Origin of the sequence: Synechococcus sp. H55.10 (genome assembly GCF_047502715.1) — a bacterium.
Classification (GTDB): Bacteria; Cyanobacteriota; Cyanobacteriia; order Thermostichales; family Thermostichaceae; genus Thermostichus.
This window is the reverse complement of record NZ_JANSJJ010000004.1, coordinates 1-15,695: the sequence shown is the minus strand read 5'-3', so window position 1 is coordinate 15,695 and position 15,695 is coordinate 1. Positions and strand designations below refer to the sequence as shown.

Genomic DNA, 15,695 nt, shown 5'->3' with positions numbered 1-15,695 from the left:
GGCCAGGGATCCCTAAGGGTTGGTCAAGATCTCTTCAGCAGCCTTGAGGGCTGCTCCAGGAGAGAAGTCGCTGTAGCCCAGTGTGTGCAGGGTTGACTCGAGAGCAGCCAGCGTGGTGAGAATGTCTCGGTCGCTCACAAAGCCCAGGTGGCCGATGCGAAAGATCTTGCCCTTGAGGTGGTCTTGGCCGGCGGCAAGGGCAATGTCGAAATGCTTCTTCAGGGTGCTGCGGATAGTGTCGGCGTTGATCCCTTCGGGAGCCAGCACGGCTGTCACCGAGGGGCTGGCCGCCGACTCTGGGTTGACCAAAAGCTTCAGCCCCAGCGCCTTGACACCGGCGCGGGTGGCCTGGGCCAAGCGGTCGTGGCGACGGTAGATGGCCTCCAACCCTTCCGCCCGCATCAGGCGCAGGGTAACTTGCAAGGCGTAAAACAGATTTACTGCCGGGGTAAAGGGAGTGGTGCCCTGGCGTAGGGCTTTTTGGGCCAGCTTGAAGCTCCAGTAGTACTTGGGAAAGCGAGAGCGCTCGGCAGCAGCCATGGCCCGCGGGCTGACGGCCACAAACCCCAGCCCCGGCGGGATCATGTAGCCCTTCTGGGATCCAGAGGCCACCACATCCAAGCCCCACTCGTCCATGGGCACTGGCATCGCCCCCAAACTGGTGACCGCATCCACAATTACCAGCGCTTCCCCATGCTCGCGGGCGGCAGCCGCAATGGCCTGCACGTCGTTGGCCACGCCGCTAGAGGTTTCCGAATGGGTGAGAATGACCGCCTTGATGGTCTTCTCCCGGTCGGCGGCCAGCTTTTCTTGGAAGACCTCGACGGGATAGGGCACGCCCCAGGGGGTTTCTATCCGCTCGCACTGCAGGCCAAATTGCTCCGACATCTCGGCCCAGCGCTCGCCAAACTTGCCGTTGACCCCCACCAAAACCCGTTCCCCTGGGCTGAGGGTGTTGAGGATCCCGGCTTCCATGGCCCCGGTGCCGCTGGAGGCAAAGACAAACACATCGGAAGTAGTCTGGTGCAGCCAACGCAACCCCTCCGTCACCTCTTCCAGAATGGCGGTGAACTCTTTGCTGCGGTGCTCGATAGGCCCCCGCGCCATAGCCAGCAGCGCACTCTCGGGAACGGGAGTGGGGCCGGGGATCATCAACATCAACTTGTCTTTCATGCGTGTCCCGCCAGGGAGGTCAGGTTTAAGAGGTGGCGGCCAGATTCGAACTGGCGCATAGAGGTTTTGCAGACCTCTGCCTTACCACTTGGCTACGCCACCCTACTCCTCAATCAGACAAGACATTGTATCCGAAAATGGGATCCCCTAGCCACCGCTGCGTGGGAGCTACAGACGTAGGATGTTACAAAGCAGCCCCTGCTCTTCTGGCGAGCCAGATATCGCTCCAAGCGTCCCTGGAAAAACGACAGAACCAACATTAGTCTTGCACACTTAACAGACGGGATCCCAGCAGGCGTTGCAGCCAAGGGGCAAGGAACTCGCGGTTAGCCGACTGCTGCTCTGGATCCTGGGTTTCCAGAGGAAAGGGGGCAAGGGCCCGCAGGGCGGCAGTGGTAACGCAGAACATGGCCTTTTGGAAGCTGAGGCAGATTTTCACCCTGAGGTCATCTTCCCCGCGCGGCTGGCGGCGGTAGTGCTCCCGCAAAGACTCAGGCAGGTGGCGCATCATATCCTGCATCAAGAGGGTGGGTGGGATCCCGGCGCTCCCCACCGGCAGCGGATCGGCATAGAGGGCTCCATAGGCGAAGTCCGCCTGCTCGACTGGGATCTGGTGCGCCTGGGCGTTGTAGGAGACTGTGCCCATGAAGGGGAAAGAGCGGAAAAACACGGCTTCCACGTAGGGCAGGGCCGTGTCGGGCAGGAAGGTCAGCCCCGCCGACAGGGGGATGATCTCGTAGCGGTGGCCCCAGATGCAGGGAGCGTAGGTGATGGGCTTGTTGGCGGCTGCCACCAACCCCTGCTGGATGTGGGCCACCACGTCGGCAAGGGTGAGCTGGGGTTCGCTCTCGTGGCGCTTGGCCAGGGTCAGGAAGAGATCGCTCATCACCCGCCAAAACTGGCCCAGGCCGCTGTACATGGCCAGCATGCGCACCTGTTCCAGCGCAAAGTCGGGGCAGAGGAAGTTAAGGCCCTGCAGAAGGGGGTTGAAGCGGAACTTGGCCCGAATGGCCACCTTGGCTCGCTCGACAAATTCGGGAGTATCCAGATAGCGATCCAGACCGCCCCCCCCATGCCAGAGCATGGCTTTCATGCAGTATTCGGCAAACTCGTAGTTGATGCGATCGTGCCAGAGGTAGCGCAGCCATTTGCCCGGCGTAATTTCGCCGTTAAAGTACTTAAAAGCGGGGAACAGCTCCAAAAATTGGTGGTCGGCAATGAAGATTAAATTCTGGGAGTAGGCATCCAGCACCTGGCCGTAGCTATGGAGGATGCCGATCACCTCCAGCCGGTTGCTGGGGGAATCCGGCACAAGGGCTCCCCCTGCCTCTAGGCGTTGGACAATAGGAGCCAGTCGCCATTGCTCTAGAGGATCTAAGCCGGCCAGAAAGAAACAGGAAGGAGCGGGAACCAGGGTAGCAGTCATGGGAGAAGCAGCAGTTGAGACAGCAACAAAAACCCAGTTGATCTCACCAAATCGTCACAACGAAGATGACCCAGGCCCGAAAGCAGTGATCGGCCTGCCTGCTTCAGCAAGATTGAGGGCCACCGGCCTGGCCCAGTGAGCGGCGGTGGACTCCACCCAATGGGTTGCCCAGGCAGGCTGGAGGCCGAGCCACACCACCAGCACTGCTAGAACTACAGCAGGCAGGCGTTCTCCGGCGGCATGTCGTTGCATGGCAATGGCCACCTCCGAGAGGCGCCCGAAAAAGACACGGTTCACCATTAGCAGAAAGTAGGCCGCCGTCAATCCTGTCCCCACCATGCACAGCAGCGTCTGCAGGGGGAAGACGGGAAAGCTGCCCCGAAAGAGGGTGAACTCGGCAATAAAGCCCACCAGGCCGGGCGTGCCGCCGCTGGCCATCACCCCCAACACCGTCAAGCTGCCAATAAGCGGCAAGCCCCGCTCCGGGTTGAGCAATCCCCGCAGCAACCTGAGATCCCGCGTGCCGGTATTGGCGTAGACGGCACCCACCAGCAGAAACAGCAGCGAGGAAATCAGGCCGTGGCTCACCATCTGGAATAGGGATCCCACCAAGGAGAGGGGGGTGGCCGCCGCCGTGGCCAGGAGAATGTAGCCCATATGGGCAATGGAGCTGTAGGCCACCAGCTTTTTCATATCTTGCTGCACCAAGGCGTTCAGGGATCCATACAGCACATTGGCCACCGCCCAACTGGCCAGCCAGGGCCCGGCTTGCTCCCAGGCAGCCGGCAAAAGCTGTAGGCCAAAACGCACCAGGCCATAGGTGCCCAACTTGAGCAAGAGCCCCGCCAAGAGCACCGAAATGGGGGTGGAAGCCTCCACGTGGGCATCCGGCAGCCAGGTGTGGAAGGGCACCAAGGGGATCTTGATGGCCAGCCCCAGCAGGATGGGAACAAGCAACAAAAGCTGCTGCAGCAGGGGCAAGGGGTGGGCCTGCAGAACGGTGTAACTAAAGCTGTGAACCTCGCTCAGCCAACTGAGGCCGAAAAAGCCAATCAGCAGCAGAATACCAGAGACAGCGGTGTAGACCAAAAACTTGGTGGCAGCATAGGTGCGCCGCGGCCCGCCCCAGATGGCAATCAGCAGATAAAGCGGGATCAGCTCAACTTCGTAGAACAGGAAGAATAGCAGCAAGTTCTGGGCCAGAAAAGCCCCCGCAATGGCGGCTGCCAGCAGCAACACCAAGCTGTAGTAGAGGCGAGGCCGCTCCACCTGGCCGCTGGCCCAAAGGGCAATCAACACCAGCAAGCCAGTCATCACCACTAGCGGCAGGGAGATCCCGTCCACCCCCAGCTCATAAACCAAGCCCAACTGCGGGATCCAGGCCACTCGTTCGGCCATCTGGATCCCTTGCTCTTGAGGATCCAAAAGCAGCAGCAATCCCAAGCTCAGCCCCAACAAAGCCAGGCCAAACCCCAAAGCCAAAGTCCGGTGCAGGCCCTTCCCCGCTCGCTCGGGGATCAGCCCCACCAAGATGCTGCCCAACAACGGGATCCCGACCAAAAGGCTGAGCATCGCTTCCTCCCACTCAATAGGCCAATCCCAAATGGGGCGAACGCAGCAGCCAAGCGGTAACCACCACGACCCCAATGACAATGAGCAGCACGTAGAGCTGCATCCGCCCCGACAGGGTGTACTTGAGGGCTTCGCCGCTAAACCAAAAAGCCAGGCTCACCCCGTTCACCAGGCCATCCACCCCGTTGCGATCCAGCCATTCCAGTCCGCGGGAGAGGGCGCTGACCGGCTGCACCAGCAGCGCCTGGTAGAGCTGCCCGGTGTAGAAATCCTGGGCCAAGAGATCCTGCAGCTCCGGCCAGGGCAGGCGCAGCCGCCGCCGGCCTCCCCAGTACAGCCAGGCACCAACACCGCCTCCCAGCAACCCTGCGGTCCCCAGCAAGACAGCCATCTGCTGCAGCTCCGGGATCCAAGCGGGATAAAGCCCCCAGCGCCAAAGCAGCCAGGGCATGAGCAAGTTCTGCACCGTCAGGATAACCATGGGCAGGGCCATCAGCCAGCCCACCTCAGGCGCGCGGCGCGTCTTGGGCTGCGGGGATCCCAAAAAGACCAGACCAAACACCCGCGCCAGGTTCAAAGCCGTCAGCCCGTTAACCAGCAGCAACACCCCCATCAGGGCCGGCTCGCTGTACACCAGCGCCAGGCGAATGAGAGTCCAAAAGCACCCCAGTGGGGCCACCATCCCCAGGGATCCCACGGCAAAGGCGGCTAGGGTAGCCGGCATGCGGCTCCCTAGGCCCCCCAGCTCCGTCAGATCCTGGGTAGCAGTGGTGTAGATGAGGGATCCCACCCCCATAAACAGCAGCGCCTTGGCCAGGCCGTGCGTGAGCAGCAGCTCCAGGGCCAAATCCGGCTGCCCCGTCCCCACCGCCACAAACACCAAGCCTAGGTAGGCACTGGTGGAGTAGGAGAAGGTGCGCTTGAGGTCGATTTGCGCCAAGGCCACTAGGGATCCCCCTATAGCCGTAATCGTGCCGATGGCCACCAGCACCCCATCGGTGAGGGGAGAGAGAGCCAAAAGGGGCTGCAGCTTGATCAAGACAAAAGCGCCGCAGGCTACCACCGCCGAGTTGCGCAGGATCGAAGCCGGGTTGGGCCCCTCCATGGCCTCATCCAGCCACAGGTGTAGCGGGAACTGGGCGCACTTGCCCAGCGGCCCTGCAATCAAAGCCAACCCCATCAAGGCCGCCCAAGTCGGATCCAAGCTGGTCGTAGCCGCCCAATCCCGCAGGCCGGAAAAGGTCAAAGAGCCGGAGAAGTTGGAAACCGCCACCACCCCCATCAACAGCAACAGGTCTCCCACCCGTTTGGTGAGAAAAGCATCCCGCGCTGCAGTGACCACCAGCGGCTGGGCGTACCAGAAGCCCACCAACAGATAGGTGGAAAGCGTCAGCATCTCCAGCAGCGCGTAGCTGAAAAACAGCGAATCGCTGAGGGCGATCCCCGTCATCCCGCCCTCGAAAAAGCCCATCAGGGCGGCAAAGCGACCCAGGCCCCAGTCCTTATCCAAATACCCCAAGGCATAGATCTGGGCCAGCAGGCTCAAGCCGCTGAACCAGACAACGGTTCCCAGCGTCAGAGACGAAACCTCCAAAGACAGGGTCAAATCCAGATCGGCCACCCGAAACCAGAGGTAGTTCAGGATCTGGGGATCCCGACCCCAAACCTGCCGCAACAGCCAAAGGCCATGAGCAAGGGCCACAAAGGTCAGTAGGATATTGAGGTAAGCTGCCGGGCGCGGGCCACTGCGCTTGATCCAGCCACTGGCCCAAGGGAGAGCCAGCGCCGTTCCCGCCCACCCGTAGCAAGGGATCCACCAACTGCTCTCCAACCCCAAAAGGTTTGACATTACCCAATAAATTGAACAATGACAACGAACAGAAAACCAACGGAGATCAGTCAGGATTTTTAACTCGTTCTCTGGTTAAGGATTTGAGATCACTATATACCCGGCTCGGACGGTTCCAAAACCGGGTCGGGTGGCTTGAGCCAATCTCGAACCTGGGCGGCAATCCGCCGGGCAGCGCCTGGAGATCCCATGCGGCGGCGTCCGTGGGCCTGCAACTCAGCCGTGTAGTTGGGATCGGCGGCCAGACGCTCCAGAATCCGGCCAACCACAGCGGGGGCCTGCTCCACCGAGGTCAAGTGGACGGCGGATCCCAGCAGACGGGTTTGGGCTTCGGCAAAGCGGAGCGTAAACTGTGGCCCCCCGCCCGGCAAAGTGACCACCGGCTTTCCCAAGCCCACACATTGCTCGGTGGCCGTTCCCGCCATGGCCAGCACCACCGTGGCCCGGTGGGCACAGGCGCCGAAGTTCCCCCAAACCAGAAGTACATCGCTGCGCTGAGGTGGGATCCGAGCCTGAAGCTGGTCTGGTTCCAGGTTGGGGCTGAGGGCAGCATAAACTTGAACCTCCCTTGGGATCCGCTCCACCACCTGCATCATCAGGGCCCAGTTGCGGTAGGCTTCCGGCGGACGGGATCCCGGCAAGAGCAGCAAGGCCGGTCGGTGCGGATCTAAAGGTAATGCCCCGCGCGGCTCCAGGCCGTCCATCATCGGGTTGCCCAGGTAGAAGGCCCTCAGGCCCCGTTTTTGCAAAGCGGTTGCCGTCAGCTCATCCCGCAAAAAAGAACCCAGGCAGCGCCGGTGGGCCATCAGCCAGCGTTCCCAGGGCAGGTAATCGGAAACCGGCTGCCCCATCCAAGCGCGGCGGTACGGCCCCCGTTCGTCCCGCCAGTAATAATCCGACTTGGCCGTGCCCACGAAAACATAGGGGATCCCGCTCCACCAGGCCATCGCCAGGGGCACAATGTCTCCCACCGCCAGCACCAGCTTCATCTGAGCCGCCGCCCGCCGCACCAGAGCCAGTTGCCGCCCCGTCAGCCCCAACAGGCCAGCCCGCAGATCCCGCCACAACTGCCGCCAATCTTGATAGATAAACCCCCCCGACGGCATCACTTGAGCAACGGGCAGAAGGGGGATCCCTTGGCGTTGGTAGGCTGTCCCTTCTCCCACAATTGGCAGGGCTTGCACCGGGATCCCCAGTTGGATCAGGGCCAGGGCAAGGCGGCTGCCCACCTCATCTTCCCCGTGTCCATTGCTCAGACACAGCACCGGCGGCGCCAGGCGCAATTGGGTTCCCGGTCTGGGCTGAATCAAGCGGGATCCTCCAGAAATCTCCTCCTACAATAGAGCCAATCCGAGAGGGGAAGCCGGGAGATGATGCGAAATGAGCGACAACGAGCCGAGTTCATTGCGGCAGTAGAGGCCCTCCAGCTCGAAGGCCCCTATTTCGTAGAAGAGCGCCTCACCCGCCATCGTGGCCCTTTCTTACGGGCAGTGAAAGATGTGCCCGTAGGCGGAACTTGGTGGGAGATCCGTTATTTTCCCGCCTGTGAGTGCTACGCTTGGGCCTACCTGCCGGAAGGGGCCGGCCCGCGGGAGTTTGCCTGGGGCCACACGCTGCAGCAAGCTTTTCTCAACGCCTTGTGGCATCAACCCCTTTCTGCCGAAAGCCAAGAACAGCTGCGGAAAAACCATTCCGATTTACAGTAGAGATCAAGATTCTCCTAAACTTCCCTCTTCTTCCCACGTGCAGGGAACATGAAACCGCAGGCCGTCGCCCGTATTCTGGATGCCAACCTCGACCGCGCTCGCGAAGGGCTACGGGTGCTGGAGGAGTGGTTTCGTTTCGGCCTGGAAGAGGAAAAGCTCTCTGCGGAATGCAAGGCCATGCGCCAAGCCCTGGCCCGCTGGCACAGCGACCCGCTGCGGCTGGCCCGCGATACCCCTGCCGACCCAGGCACCCAGATCTCCCACCCGCAAGAGGAGCAACGGCGGGATCTCGGCCACCTGTTGCAGGCCAATTGCAGCCGTGTGCAAGAAGCGCTGCGGGTGCTGGAAGAATACGGCAAGTTGGCCGAGTCCAGTCGTTGGGTAGCGCCCGGCCTGGCCAAGCTGGCCAAAGACATGCGCTATCGGCTCTATGTTCTGGAAAGTGAGCTGCTGGGGGGATCCCTGCGGCAGCGTCTCCTGGCAGCCCATCTTTATTTGGTTACCAGCCCGGTGCCCCACTGGCTGGAAGTGGTGGAAAAGTCCCTACGCGGGGGGGTAACACTGGTGCAGTACCGCCGCAAAAACCTTCCCGACAGAGAGATGCTCTGGGATCTCAGGCAGTTGCGGCAACTGTGCGACCGCTATCAGGCGTTGATGATCGTCAACGACCGGGTGGACTTGGCTTTGGTCAGCCAAGCGGATGGGGTACATCTGGGGCAGACGGATCTGCCGGTTGCCCAAGCCCGGCAACTGCTGGGAGCGCAGCGGCTGATTGGCCTGTCGACCACCAACGCTGAAGAGCTGGCCCAAGCCCTCAATAGCGGCGTGGACTATATCGGCGTCGGCCCTGTCTATGCCACTCCCACCAAAGCGGAAAAACCCCCTGCCGGCCTGGAGTACGTGCGCCTGGCCGCCGAAAAGGCCCATCTGCCCTGGTTTGCCATCGGCGGCATCGATCTCCACAACCTGGCCGAGGTGCGCCAGGCAGGCGCCAGCCGAGTAGCCGTGGTGCGGGCCCTGATGGAAGCGGCGGATCCCACCCAGACCGCCCGCGCCATGTTGGCCGAACTGCAAGGGATCCCTGCTCTATCCTGAAGATAGACCCCGAATCTTCTCAAGACCCTTCTAACTCCCGATGGCAGAGGCCGCAAAAGATCTCAAAGAGCTCCCCGATCGCAATCGGCAAAGCAGCGGGGATCCCGGCTTGAGCGGGATTGCCACCGAAGTGCAAGGGGAGCTGGTGCGGGAGCTGGACTTGATGATCCGGGCCCGCTACCCCCTGCTCTACCTGGTTTCCCCCGAAGAGGAGCCGGCGGACGCCGTGCTCGTGCAAGTAGCCAAGAGAACCGATCCGCCGCGGCGGCTGCTGTTCTGGGACGTGGTGCGGGGCTGGCAAGATACCGGCGAAGACCGCGGCTCCATCATGGCCGCTCTAGGGCGGGTGTGGCGCTCGGCCCCCCAGGAAGACACCCTGTTTGTGCTGCGGGATCTGCACTTTGTGCTGCGCAACGCCAGCAGCGACAAAAATGCCCCCATCCTGCGGGAGCTGAAAAACCTCAGCCGCGAGCTCAAGCGCACCCGCAAAATGCTGATCCTGCTCAGCCACACTCTGGAGGTGCCCAGCGACCTGGCCGAGGAGATCACTGTTGTCGACATTCCCCTGCCCAACAGCGAAGAGATCAGCCGCCTCATCCAGCTCTACGTGGCCCCGGAAAAACTCAAGCTCAGCCCCCTGGCCCGCGAGCAACTGGTCAAAGCCTGTCAGGGGCTGAGCCGGGAGCGCATCCGCCGCGTCTTGGCCCGCGCCTTGGCCGCCAAGCAGGAGGTGAACGAGGCCGATATTGACCTGGTGTTGGAGGAGAAAAAGCAGGCCATCCGCCAGACGGGCATCCTGGAGTTTTTCACCGCCCGCGAGACCCTGAAAAGCGTGGGCGGGCTGGACAACCTCAAGGCCTGGGTGCGGGTGCGCCAGGAAGCCTTTACCGAAGAGGCGCGGCGCTACGGCCTGCCCAACCCCAAGGGCGTGCTGCTGGTGGGGATCCAGGGCACCGGCAAGTCCCTCTCCGCCAAAACCATCGCCAACGAGTGGCGGCTGCCCCTGCTGAGATTGGATGCCGGGCGGCTCTTTGCCGGCATTGTGGGGGAATCAGAAAGCCGCGTGCGGCAGATGATCCAACTGTCAGAAGCCATGGCCCCCTGTGTGCTCTGGATCGACGAAATTGACAAGGCCTTTGGCAACATCACCAGCAGCGCCGACGGGGATTCGGGCACCAGCCGCCGGGTGTTTGGCAGCCTGATTACCTGGATGCAGGAGAAAACCAGCCCGGTCTTCATCGTGGCCACCGCCAACAACGTGCCCCTGCTGCCGCCGGAGCTGTTGCGCAAGGGCCGCTTTGACGAGATCTTTTTCCTCAACCTGCCCACCCAAGCCGAGCGCAAGGAGATCTTCCGGGTGCACCTGCAGCGGCTGCGCCCCAGCCGCCTGCGGGAGTTCGACCTGGATGCCCTGGCGGCAGCCGCTCAAGACTTCAGCGGCGCCGAGATCGAGCAGGCGATCGTGGATGCGATGTACAACGCCTTTGGGGGCGGCGGCAGCGGCGCTCGGCGCGATTTCACCCAAGAAGACATCCTGCAGTCCATCCGGGAAACTGTACCCCTGGCCGCCATCGCCCGCGACCAGATCGAAAGCCTCAAGTGCTGGGCTGCCCAAGCGGGTGCCAGGACAGCTTCTCAAGATGCCCAGGTGCTACAGGAAATGAAGCAGTGCTTTGCTTCCCAGCATCCAGCTTCACCGTTGCCCACCAGCCCTTGATCCCGAAACCACCTTATTCCACAGCCGTCGCTGCGTATTCCAGCTCTTCCTCCGCCACTTCCGCTGGGGCTTTCTCCGCCTGTCCTTGCTTGGCAGCCAGCATTTGCTCGCGGTACTTGGCTGCCATTTCCTCGGCTTTCTCGTACACCAGCTTGGGATCCCGAATCATGTCGCCGGGATTGGGCTCCAGTTGCTTGGTGGACAGCGAGATCCGCCCCCGCTCCGCATCCAGATCGATGATCATCACCTTCACTTCGTCGTTGACGTTGAAGACACTGTGGGGCGTGTCGACATGATCGTGGGAGATCTCGGAAATGTGCAGCAGGCCGGAGACGCCGCCAATATCGATAAAGGCGCCGTAGGGCTTGATGCCTCGCACCGTGCCGACTACCACCTCGCCCACTTCCAGCTTGTTCATCTTCCGCTCCACCAAGGCGCGGCGATGGCTCAGCACCAAACGGTTGCGGTCTTCGTCCACCTCCAGAAACTTCAGGGGCAGCTCTTCACCCACCAGCTCTTCTTTCGGCTTGCGGGTGCTGATGTGGGATCCGGGAATAAAGCCCCGCAGCCCTTCGATCCGCACCAGAGCCCCACCTCGGTTGGTGGCAAAAATGGTTGAGCGGACGGTGGCATCTTCTTTCTGGAGCTGTCGTACCCGTTCCCAGGCCCGCATGTACTCGATGCGGCGGATAGAGAGGGTCAGTTGCCCCTCCTCGTTCTCTTCGGTGAGGATAAAAAATTCGCGGGTTTCTCCGGGCTGCAGCATCTCGTGTGGATCTTCCAGGCGGCTAATCGACATCTCCTGGAGCGGCAGAAAGGCAGCCGTTTTGGCCCCGATATCGATCAAAGCACCGCGCGGCTCCACCGAGAAGACCGTACCCGCCACAATTTCACCGGGGCTAAAGTGATAGTCATACTTATCCAGGAGAGCGGCAAAGTCTTCAGTGGTAAAACCTACATCGGCAGCGGTGAATCGACTCATAGGGGTGCAGTAACAGAATTAGTTGCGCGGAATCAATGGGTAGAAGGCCAGTCGAGTTTGGCAAAGCCCCAGATGAGAGTATGTTTACTCTCCCACTTTCCCACCTGCGGCGGATGTGGCTGGGGAAATACCATAGTAGCTCAGCGGGGCGTCTTTTGTGGCAAGTTTCCCGGCGATCTTGCCAAGCTAGAGCATAGAAGATTTGGGAGAAGAACGATTGCACTTTATTGACCAAGCCGAAATTGAAGTGCAAGGGGGAAATGGCGGAGATGGCATCGTGGCCTTCCGCCGCGAAAAGTATGTGCCGGCTGGGGGGCCATCCGGTGGCAATGGTGGGCGGGGCGGCTCGGTGATCCTGGTAGCAGATCCCGGCCTGCAGACCTTGCTGGATTTTCGCTTTCAGCCGGTGATCAAGGCAGAACATGGGGCCAAAGGGGGGCCCAACCATCGCAGCGGGGCTGGTGGTGCGGATCGGCTGGTGCGGGTGCCCTGTGGCACGATGGTGTTCAACGCTCAAACCGGCGAGCTGCTGGGGGATCTAGTGTGTGAGGGGGATCGAGTGTTGGTGGCCCGCGGGGGCAGAGGCGGCCTGGGCAACGCCCATTTTTTAAGCAACCACAATCGTGCCCCCCGCCGATTTACCAAGGGCGAACCCGGAGAGCGGGTGCGCCTGCGCCTGGAGCTGAAGTTGATTGCCGAGGTAGGCATTGTCGGCCTGCCCAATGCGGGCAAGTCCACCCTGATTTCGGTGGTCTCTTCTGCCCGGCCTAAGATTGCCGACTACCCCTTCACCACCCTGCAGCCCAATTTGGGGGTAGTGCCTCATCCTTCCGGAGATGGGGTGGTGTTTGCCGATATTCCGGGGCTGATCGAGGGGGCCCACTTGGGGGTGGGGCTGGGCCACGAGTTTTTGCGCCATGTGGAGCGCACCAGGGTGCTGATCCATTTGGTGGATGGCACAGCGGCGGATCCCGTCAGAGATTATCAGACCATTCAGCAGGAGCTGCGCGCCTACGGCCACGGGTTGATCGATAAGCCGCAAATTTTGGTTTTGAACAAGATCGACGTTCTGGATCCTCAGCAGGTTGCCGAGCGCACCCAGAGGCTATCGGCTGCCGCCGGCACTTCGGTGGTGGCCATTTCTGCGATTGCCAGGCAGGGGCTGGATCCGCTCTTGCAGCGGGTGTGGCAGTGCCTGGGTCGGGGATCCCCTGCGGAGCTGGATCTCGTGGGGGCAAAATCCATCCAGTCCTGAGGCGGAAGCATCCTAGAATGGGAGAGCCCATGCCTTGCCAAGCTCCAGAGATAAGTGGCTATGTATATCTCGGCGGAGGATCTGCCACCGGATTTGCGTCAGATCATGTTGGCTGTTGAACAGGCAGCCCAGGCGAGGGCAGGAGCGTGTGTGGAGCTGTTGCTGCTCCTGCGGCTGCTGGAGGAGATGCACCGCGCAATCCTGGAGGGTGCCTTTCGGGAGGCTTTGCCCAACACCCGTCAAGCTTTGTATCGGGTGCTGCAGGATCTAGAGGAGGCGGGCGACTGGCCCTACCTGCCACGTCTGCATATCCAAGCCCTGATGCAACAACTGAAGGACTGGCCGCAGGGATCCCTGCCGGTGCCGCCCACTCCCCGTTCTGCAGGGGTTGTGGAAGTGGCGGAAAGCCCTAGCTGCCCCGAATCTTGAGATTTTGCTTTTTTCTCCCGAATGGCCGAGTATTTTAAGCTCCATCCGCAGCATCCCCAGGCCCGCTCCATCCAACGGATTGCAGCCGCTCTGCGGGAAGGGGCGGTCATGCTCTACCCCACTGATACGGTCTATGCCATTGGCTGCGATGTGACCCACAAGCAAGCGGTGGAGCGGGTAAGGCGTCTCAAGCGGCTTTCCAACGACAAGCCCCTCACCTTTTTGTGCCCTTCGCTTTCCCAAATTGCCCAGTATGCCCAGGTGAGCGATCCCGCCTATCGACTGATGCGGCGGCTGATCCCAGGCCCGTTTACGTTTCTGTTGCCGGCCACCAAGCTGGTGCCCCGGTTGGTGATGGATCCCAAGCGGAAAACCACTGGCATCCGCGTGCCCGATTCGGCCATCTGTCAGGCGCTGTTGGCCGAGTTAGGCAACCCCATCGTCTCCACCTCGGCCAAGCTGGGCGGGGATCCCGTCGGCTCTTTGGAGGTGGGTTTTGACTCTGTTGGGGATTGGGAAGAGGGGGGAATCTTTACCGCCGAAGAAATGCGACAGTTGGAGAAACAGGTGGATCTGGTGCTGGATGACGAGGCTCCCTATCGGGCCCAGGTCTCGACGGTCATCGATCTCACGGGGCCGGAGCCCCTGTTGGTGCGGGCAGGCCTGGGGTACGAGCAGGTGGCAGAGCTCAGGCGGGTGGAAGAGCTGACTGGCTGAGGGCCGGGATCCCCCTTTCCCTACTCGGCTGCCACCAACTCCTAAAATAGGGTCGTGCTGCTGCGGTAAGCCCATGCCTGGGTCTTTGGCTGAGCAAAAACTGGCCCTGTTGCGCCTGCTGGAGGTGGCCGACCGAGGCCGGAAGGTTTCCCCTGACCAGAAAGCCCAAATCTTGTCTCACATTGCTGCCCTGGAAGTGCTCAACCCCACCCCCAGGCCAACCTCTGCCCCTGAAAAGTTGGAGGGGAACTGGCTCACCCTATTTACCACCAGCACAGACCTGCTGCGGCTGGCCAAGTTGCCCTTTCTGACCACCGGCGAGATCTACCAGTGCATTCGGGCCAAAGCTGGACGGGTCTTCAACGTGGCGGAGATCCAGGGATCCGGTTGGCTGCCACGGGGAGTTTTGGCGGTGGCAGCCCGCTTCTACCCGGAGTCGGAACGCCGGGTCAGGGTCATTTTCGAGCGCTTTGTGCTCGGCTCCCAAGCGTTGATGAGCTACGAGATCGAGAGTTTTCTCCATTTGCTTGAACGGGCTCCAGAGCGGATCCCGGCGGTGAAGATCGACCTTCGCCGCCGCGAGCCAACAGGCTGGCTGGACATTACCTATTTGGATGAAGACTTACGGATGGGTCGGGGCAGCGAGGGGAGTGTGTTCGTGCTCAAGCGGGTGAGTTGAGGCTGCTAGCTGGAGGTTCCAGAAGGCTCCTTTTCTGGGATCTCAGGGAGTGGCTTCTGGGCTAAGGTAGCGCCTATTTCTTGGAGAACCTGCAAGGCACGGTAGGACTGCCGTAAAACCTGCAGCTCCTGTTGAGTTTGCTCCAGTTGCCGAGCCCATTGGTCATGTTGAGAGCGCAACTGCCGATTCTCGCATTTTGTGCGCTGCAGGAGGCGCTTGAGCTTTTGCTGCTGCTGCTGGAGCTGGGCCCGCTCGGCTTCCGACTGCTGCAGTTGGATCCCTTGGCGTTCCAGCTCTATTTTTAGGGCGGTAACTTGCGATTGAAGCTGGCGGAGCTTTTGGTGCAGTTCCCGCCCTGGTGTGGGTTTGGCCGGTTTGGAGTTTGGGGAAGAGGGCGGGGGTGATGTTTGGAGATTTTGCAGATGCCGTTGCAACTGTTGGGCTTGGGCCTGCAGAACTCGGCACCGCTGCTGCTCGCTGCGCAGTTGCGCTTGGGCGCGTTCGCAGGTTTGGATTTCGGCTTTCACCTGCTGCTTGATGCGGTCGAGGATCTTTTGGTGGCGGAGCTGGGTTTGGCGGATCTCCTCAGCCACTTGCAGAGGACGCGGATCCACCTCGGGTCGCCGCGGCCTGCCACCGTGATCGGCGGGATCGAAGGGGGACACAGCCGCCAGCAGCGAGGCTCGAAAGTCAGGCCAGGAATGCGACTGCAGACCCATCTGAACCAGCCGCCAAACCCCGTAGGAGGCCCCAATTGCCGCTACCAGGCCAGGGATCCCGGCCAAGGACAGGGAAACCTTGGGCAGGGTCGGCAGGATCTGATCCAGCAGGCCCACCACCAATGCGAAGACAAAGAGCCCGCTCCCCGCGGCAGCGGCACCTGGGACCCAAGAGGAGCGGGAGGACATCATCGTTTTTGTTTATCAGAACCACCAGAGCGGGAGAACCAGGGCAGAGGTCAGGTTCAAAAATCACCTGTCTGCATCTCAGTTTATCCCACCGGCAACCTCTGTCTCTCATGAACTACCCCACCGCGCAGGCGGGTGGGGTTTCCCCATCCGCTTTACGGCGAGATTTTTGTCTCTTCCTCTGCCC

At 61.4% G+C, this 15,695-nt stretch carries 14 protein-coding genes and 1 tRNA gene; 7 read left to right on the top strand and 8 right to left on the bottom strand.

Annotated elements, in window-relative coordinates; genetic code table 11:
- Nucleotides 1-12: 12 nt before the first annotated feature.
- From NW858_RS00285 to NW858_RS00260, 6 genes are all read right to left on the bottom strand, one after another.
- Nucleotides 13-1,173: a pyridoxal-phosphate-dependent aminotransferase family protein gene (locus NW858_RS00285; protein ID WP_414333171.1), complete on the bottom strand. Its 1,161-nt coding sequence runs from the start codon at nucleotides 1,171-1,173 to the stop codon at nucleotides 13-15.
- Between the two features lie 30 nt (nucleotides 1,174-1,203).
- Nucleotides 1,204-1,275, bottom strand: a tRNA-Cys gene (locus NW858_RS00280).
- A gap of 157 nt (nucleotides 1,276-1,432) precedes the next feature.
- Nucleotides 1,433-2,599: a CO2 hydration protein gene (locus tag NW858_RS00275; protein WP_414519262.1), complete on the bottom strand. Its 1,167-nt coding sequence runs from the start codon at nucleotides 2,597-2,599 to the stop codon at nucleotides 1,433-1,435.
- A gap of 54 nt (nucleotides 2,600-2,653) precedes the next feature.
- Nucleotides 2,654-4,171 carry an NADH-quinone oxidoreductase subunit M gene (locus NW858_RS00270; RefSeq protein WP_414347188.1) on the bottom strand — a complete coding sequence of 506 codons (1,518 nt, stop codon included), beginning with the start codon at nucleotides 4,169-4,171 and terminating at the stop codon, nucleotides 2,654-2,656.
- Nucleotides 4,172-4,184: 13 nt separating this feature from the next.
- Nucleotides 4,185-6,020: an NAD(P)H-quinone oxidoreductase subunit F gene (locus NW858_RS00265; RefSeq protein ID WP_414347190.1), complete on the bottom strand. Its 1,836-nt coding sequence runs from the start codon at nucleotides 6,018-6,020 to the stop codon at nucleotides 4,185-4,187.
- A 92-nt stretch (nucleotides 6,021-6,112) separates the two neighbouring features.
- Nucleotides 6,113-7,330 carry a lipid-A-disaccharide synthase-related protein gene (locus NW858_RS00260; RefSeq protein WP_414519260.1) on the bottom strand — a complete coding sequence of 406 codons (1,218 nt, stop codon included), beginning with the start codon at nucleotides 7,328-7,330 and terminating at the stop codon, nucleotides 6,113-6,115.
- 60 nt (nucleotides 7,331-7,390) lie between these two features.
- Between NW858_RS00260 and NW858_RS00255 the strand changes: the two genes are divergently transcribed.
- From NW858_RS00255 to NW858_RS00245, 3 genes are all read left to right on the top strand, one after another.
- On the top strand, nucleotides 7,391-7,726 hold the full coding sequence (locus NW858_RS00255; protein ID WP_414333165.1) for a hypothetical protein: 336 nt from the start codon (nucleotides 7,391-7,393) through the stop codon (nucleotides 7,724-7,726).
- 48 nt (nucleotides 7,727-7,774) lie between these two features.
- The gene (locus NW858_RS00250) at nucleotides 7,775-8,821 is read left to right on the top strand and encodes a thiamine phosphate synthase (RefSeq protein WP_414333163.1); all 1,047 of its coding nucleotides are present in this window, start codon (nucleotides 7,775-7,777) and stop codon (nucleotides 8,819-8,821) included.
- A 163-nt stretch (nucleotides 8,822-8,984) separates the two neighbouring features.
- The gene (locus NW858_RS00245; protein ID WP_414333217.1) at nucleotides 8,985-10,538 is read left to right on the top strand and encodes an AAA family ATPase; all 1,554 of its coding nucleotides are present in this window, start codon (nucleotides 8,985-8,987) and stop codon (nucleotides 10,536-10,538) included.
- Between the two features lie 13 nt (nucleotides 10,539-10,551).
- On the opposite strand, the gene NW858_RS00240 is transcribed toward NW858_RS00245, so the two are convergent.
- A complete protein-coding gene (locus NW858_RS00240) occupies nucleotides 10,552-11,520 on the bottom strand; it encodes a 30S ribosomal protein S1 (RefSeq protein ID WP_414333161.1) in 969 nt (322 codons plus the stop codon).
- Nucleotides 11,521-11,737: 217 nt separating this feature from the next.
- Between NW858_RS00240 and obgE the strand changes: the two genes are divergently transcribed.
- From obgE to NW858_RS00220, 4 genes are all read left to right on the top strand, one after another.
- Nucleotides 11,738-12,775, top strand: coding sequence for a GTPase ObgE (gene obgE, locus NW858_RS00235; RefSeq protein WP_414333215.1), 1,038 nt, complete (start codon nucleotides 11,738-11,740; stop codon nucleotides 12,773-12,775).
- Between the two features lie 60 nt (nucleotides 12,776-12,835).
- Nucleotides 12,836-13,204, top strand: a complete 369-nt coding sequence (locus tag NW858_RS00230; protein ID WP_414333159.1) for a hypothetical protein — start codon at nucleotides 12,836-12,838, stop codon at nucleotides 13,202-13,204.
- A 21-nt stretch (nucleotides 13,205-13,225) separates the two neighbouring features.
- Entirely contained in the window at nucleotides 13,226-13,921 is a 696-nt protein-coding gene (locus tag NW858_RS00225; protein WP_414333157.1) for an L-threonylcarbamoyladenylate synthase, read from the top strand.
- Between the two features lie 73 nt (nucleotides 13,922-13,994).
- Nucleotides 13,995-14,600 carry a PAP/fibrillin family protein gene (locus NW858_RS00220; RefSeq protein ID WP_414333155.1) on the top strand — a complete coding sequence of 202 codons (606 nt, stop codon included), beginning with the start codon at nucleotides 13,995-13,997 and terminating at the stop codon, nucleotides 14,598-14,600.
- 5 nt (nucleotides 14,601-14,605) lie between these two features.
- Here the strand turns inward: NW858_RS00220 and NW858_RS00215 are convergent, their stop codons facing one another.
- Entirely contained in the window at nucleotides 14,606-15,436 is an 831-nt protein-coding gene (locus NW858_RS00215) for a hypothetical protein (RefSeq protein ID WP_414337825.1), read from the bottom strand.
- Nucleotides 15,437-15,695: the final 259 nt, after the last annotated feature.

Excerpts from the sequence above, each read along its gene's own strand:
- NW858_RS00225 (WP_414333157.1), top strand. The coding sequence starts at position 13,226 with ATGGCCGAGTATTTTAAGCTCCATCCGCAGCATCCCCAGGCCCGCTCC.
- NW858_RS00255 (WP_414333165.1), top strand. The coding sequence starts at position 7,391 with ATGATGCGAAATGAGCGACAACGAGCCGAGTTCATTGCGGCAGTAGAG.
- NW858_RS00270 (WP_414347188.1), bottom strand. The coding sequence starts at position 4,171 with ATGCTCAGCCTTTTGGTCGGGATCCCGTTGTTGGGCAGCATCTTGGTG.
- NW858_RS00265 (WP_414347190.1), bottom strand. The coding sequence starts at position 6,020 with ATGTCAAACCTTTTGGGGTTGGAGAGCAGTTGGTGGATCCCTTGCTAC.
- NW858_RS00240 (WP_414333161.1), bottom strand. The coding sequence starts at position 11,520 with ATGAGTCGATTCACCGCTGCCGATGTAGGTTTTACCACTGAAGACTTT.
- NW858_RS00245 (WP_414333217.1), top strand. The coding sequence starts at position 8,985 with ATGATCCGGGCCCGCTACCCCCTGCTCTACCTGGTTTCCCCCGAAGAG.
- NW858_RS00275 (WP_414519262.1), bottom strand. The coding sequence starts at position 2,599 with ATGACTGCTACCCTGGTTCCCGCTCCTTCCTGTTTCTTTCTGGCCGGC.
- NW858_RS00230 (WP_414333159.1), top strand. The coding sequence starts at position 12,836 with ATGTATATCTCGGCGGAGGATCTGCCACCGGATTTGCGTCAGATCATG.
- NW858_RS00250 (WP_414333163.1), top strand. The coding sequence starts at position 7,775 with ATGAAACCGCAGGCCGTCGCCCGTATTCTGGATGCCAACCTCGACCGC.
- NW858_RS00220 (WP_414333155.1), top strand. The coding sequence starts at position 13,995 with ATGCCTGGGTCTTTGGCTGAGCAAAAACTGGCCCTGTTGCGCCTGCTG.
- NW858_RS00285 (WP_414333171.1), bottom strand. The coding sequence starts at position 1,173 with ATGAAAGACAAGTTGATGTTGATGATCCCCGGCCCCACTCCCGTTCCC.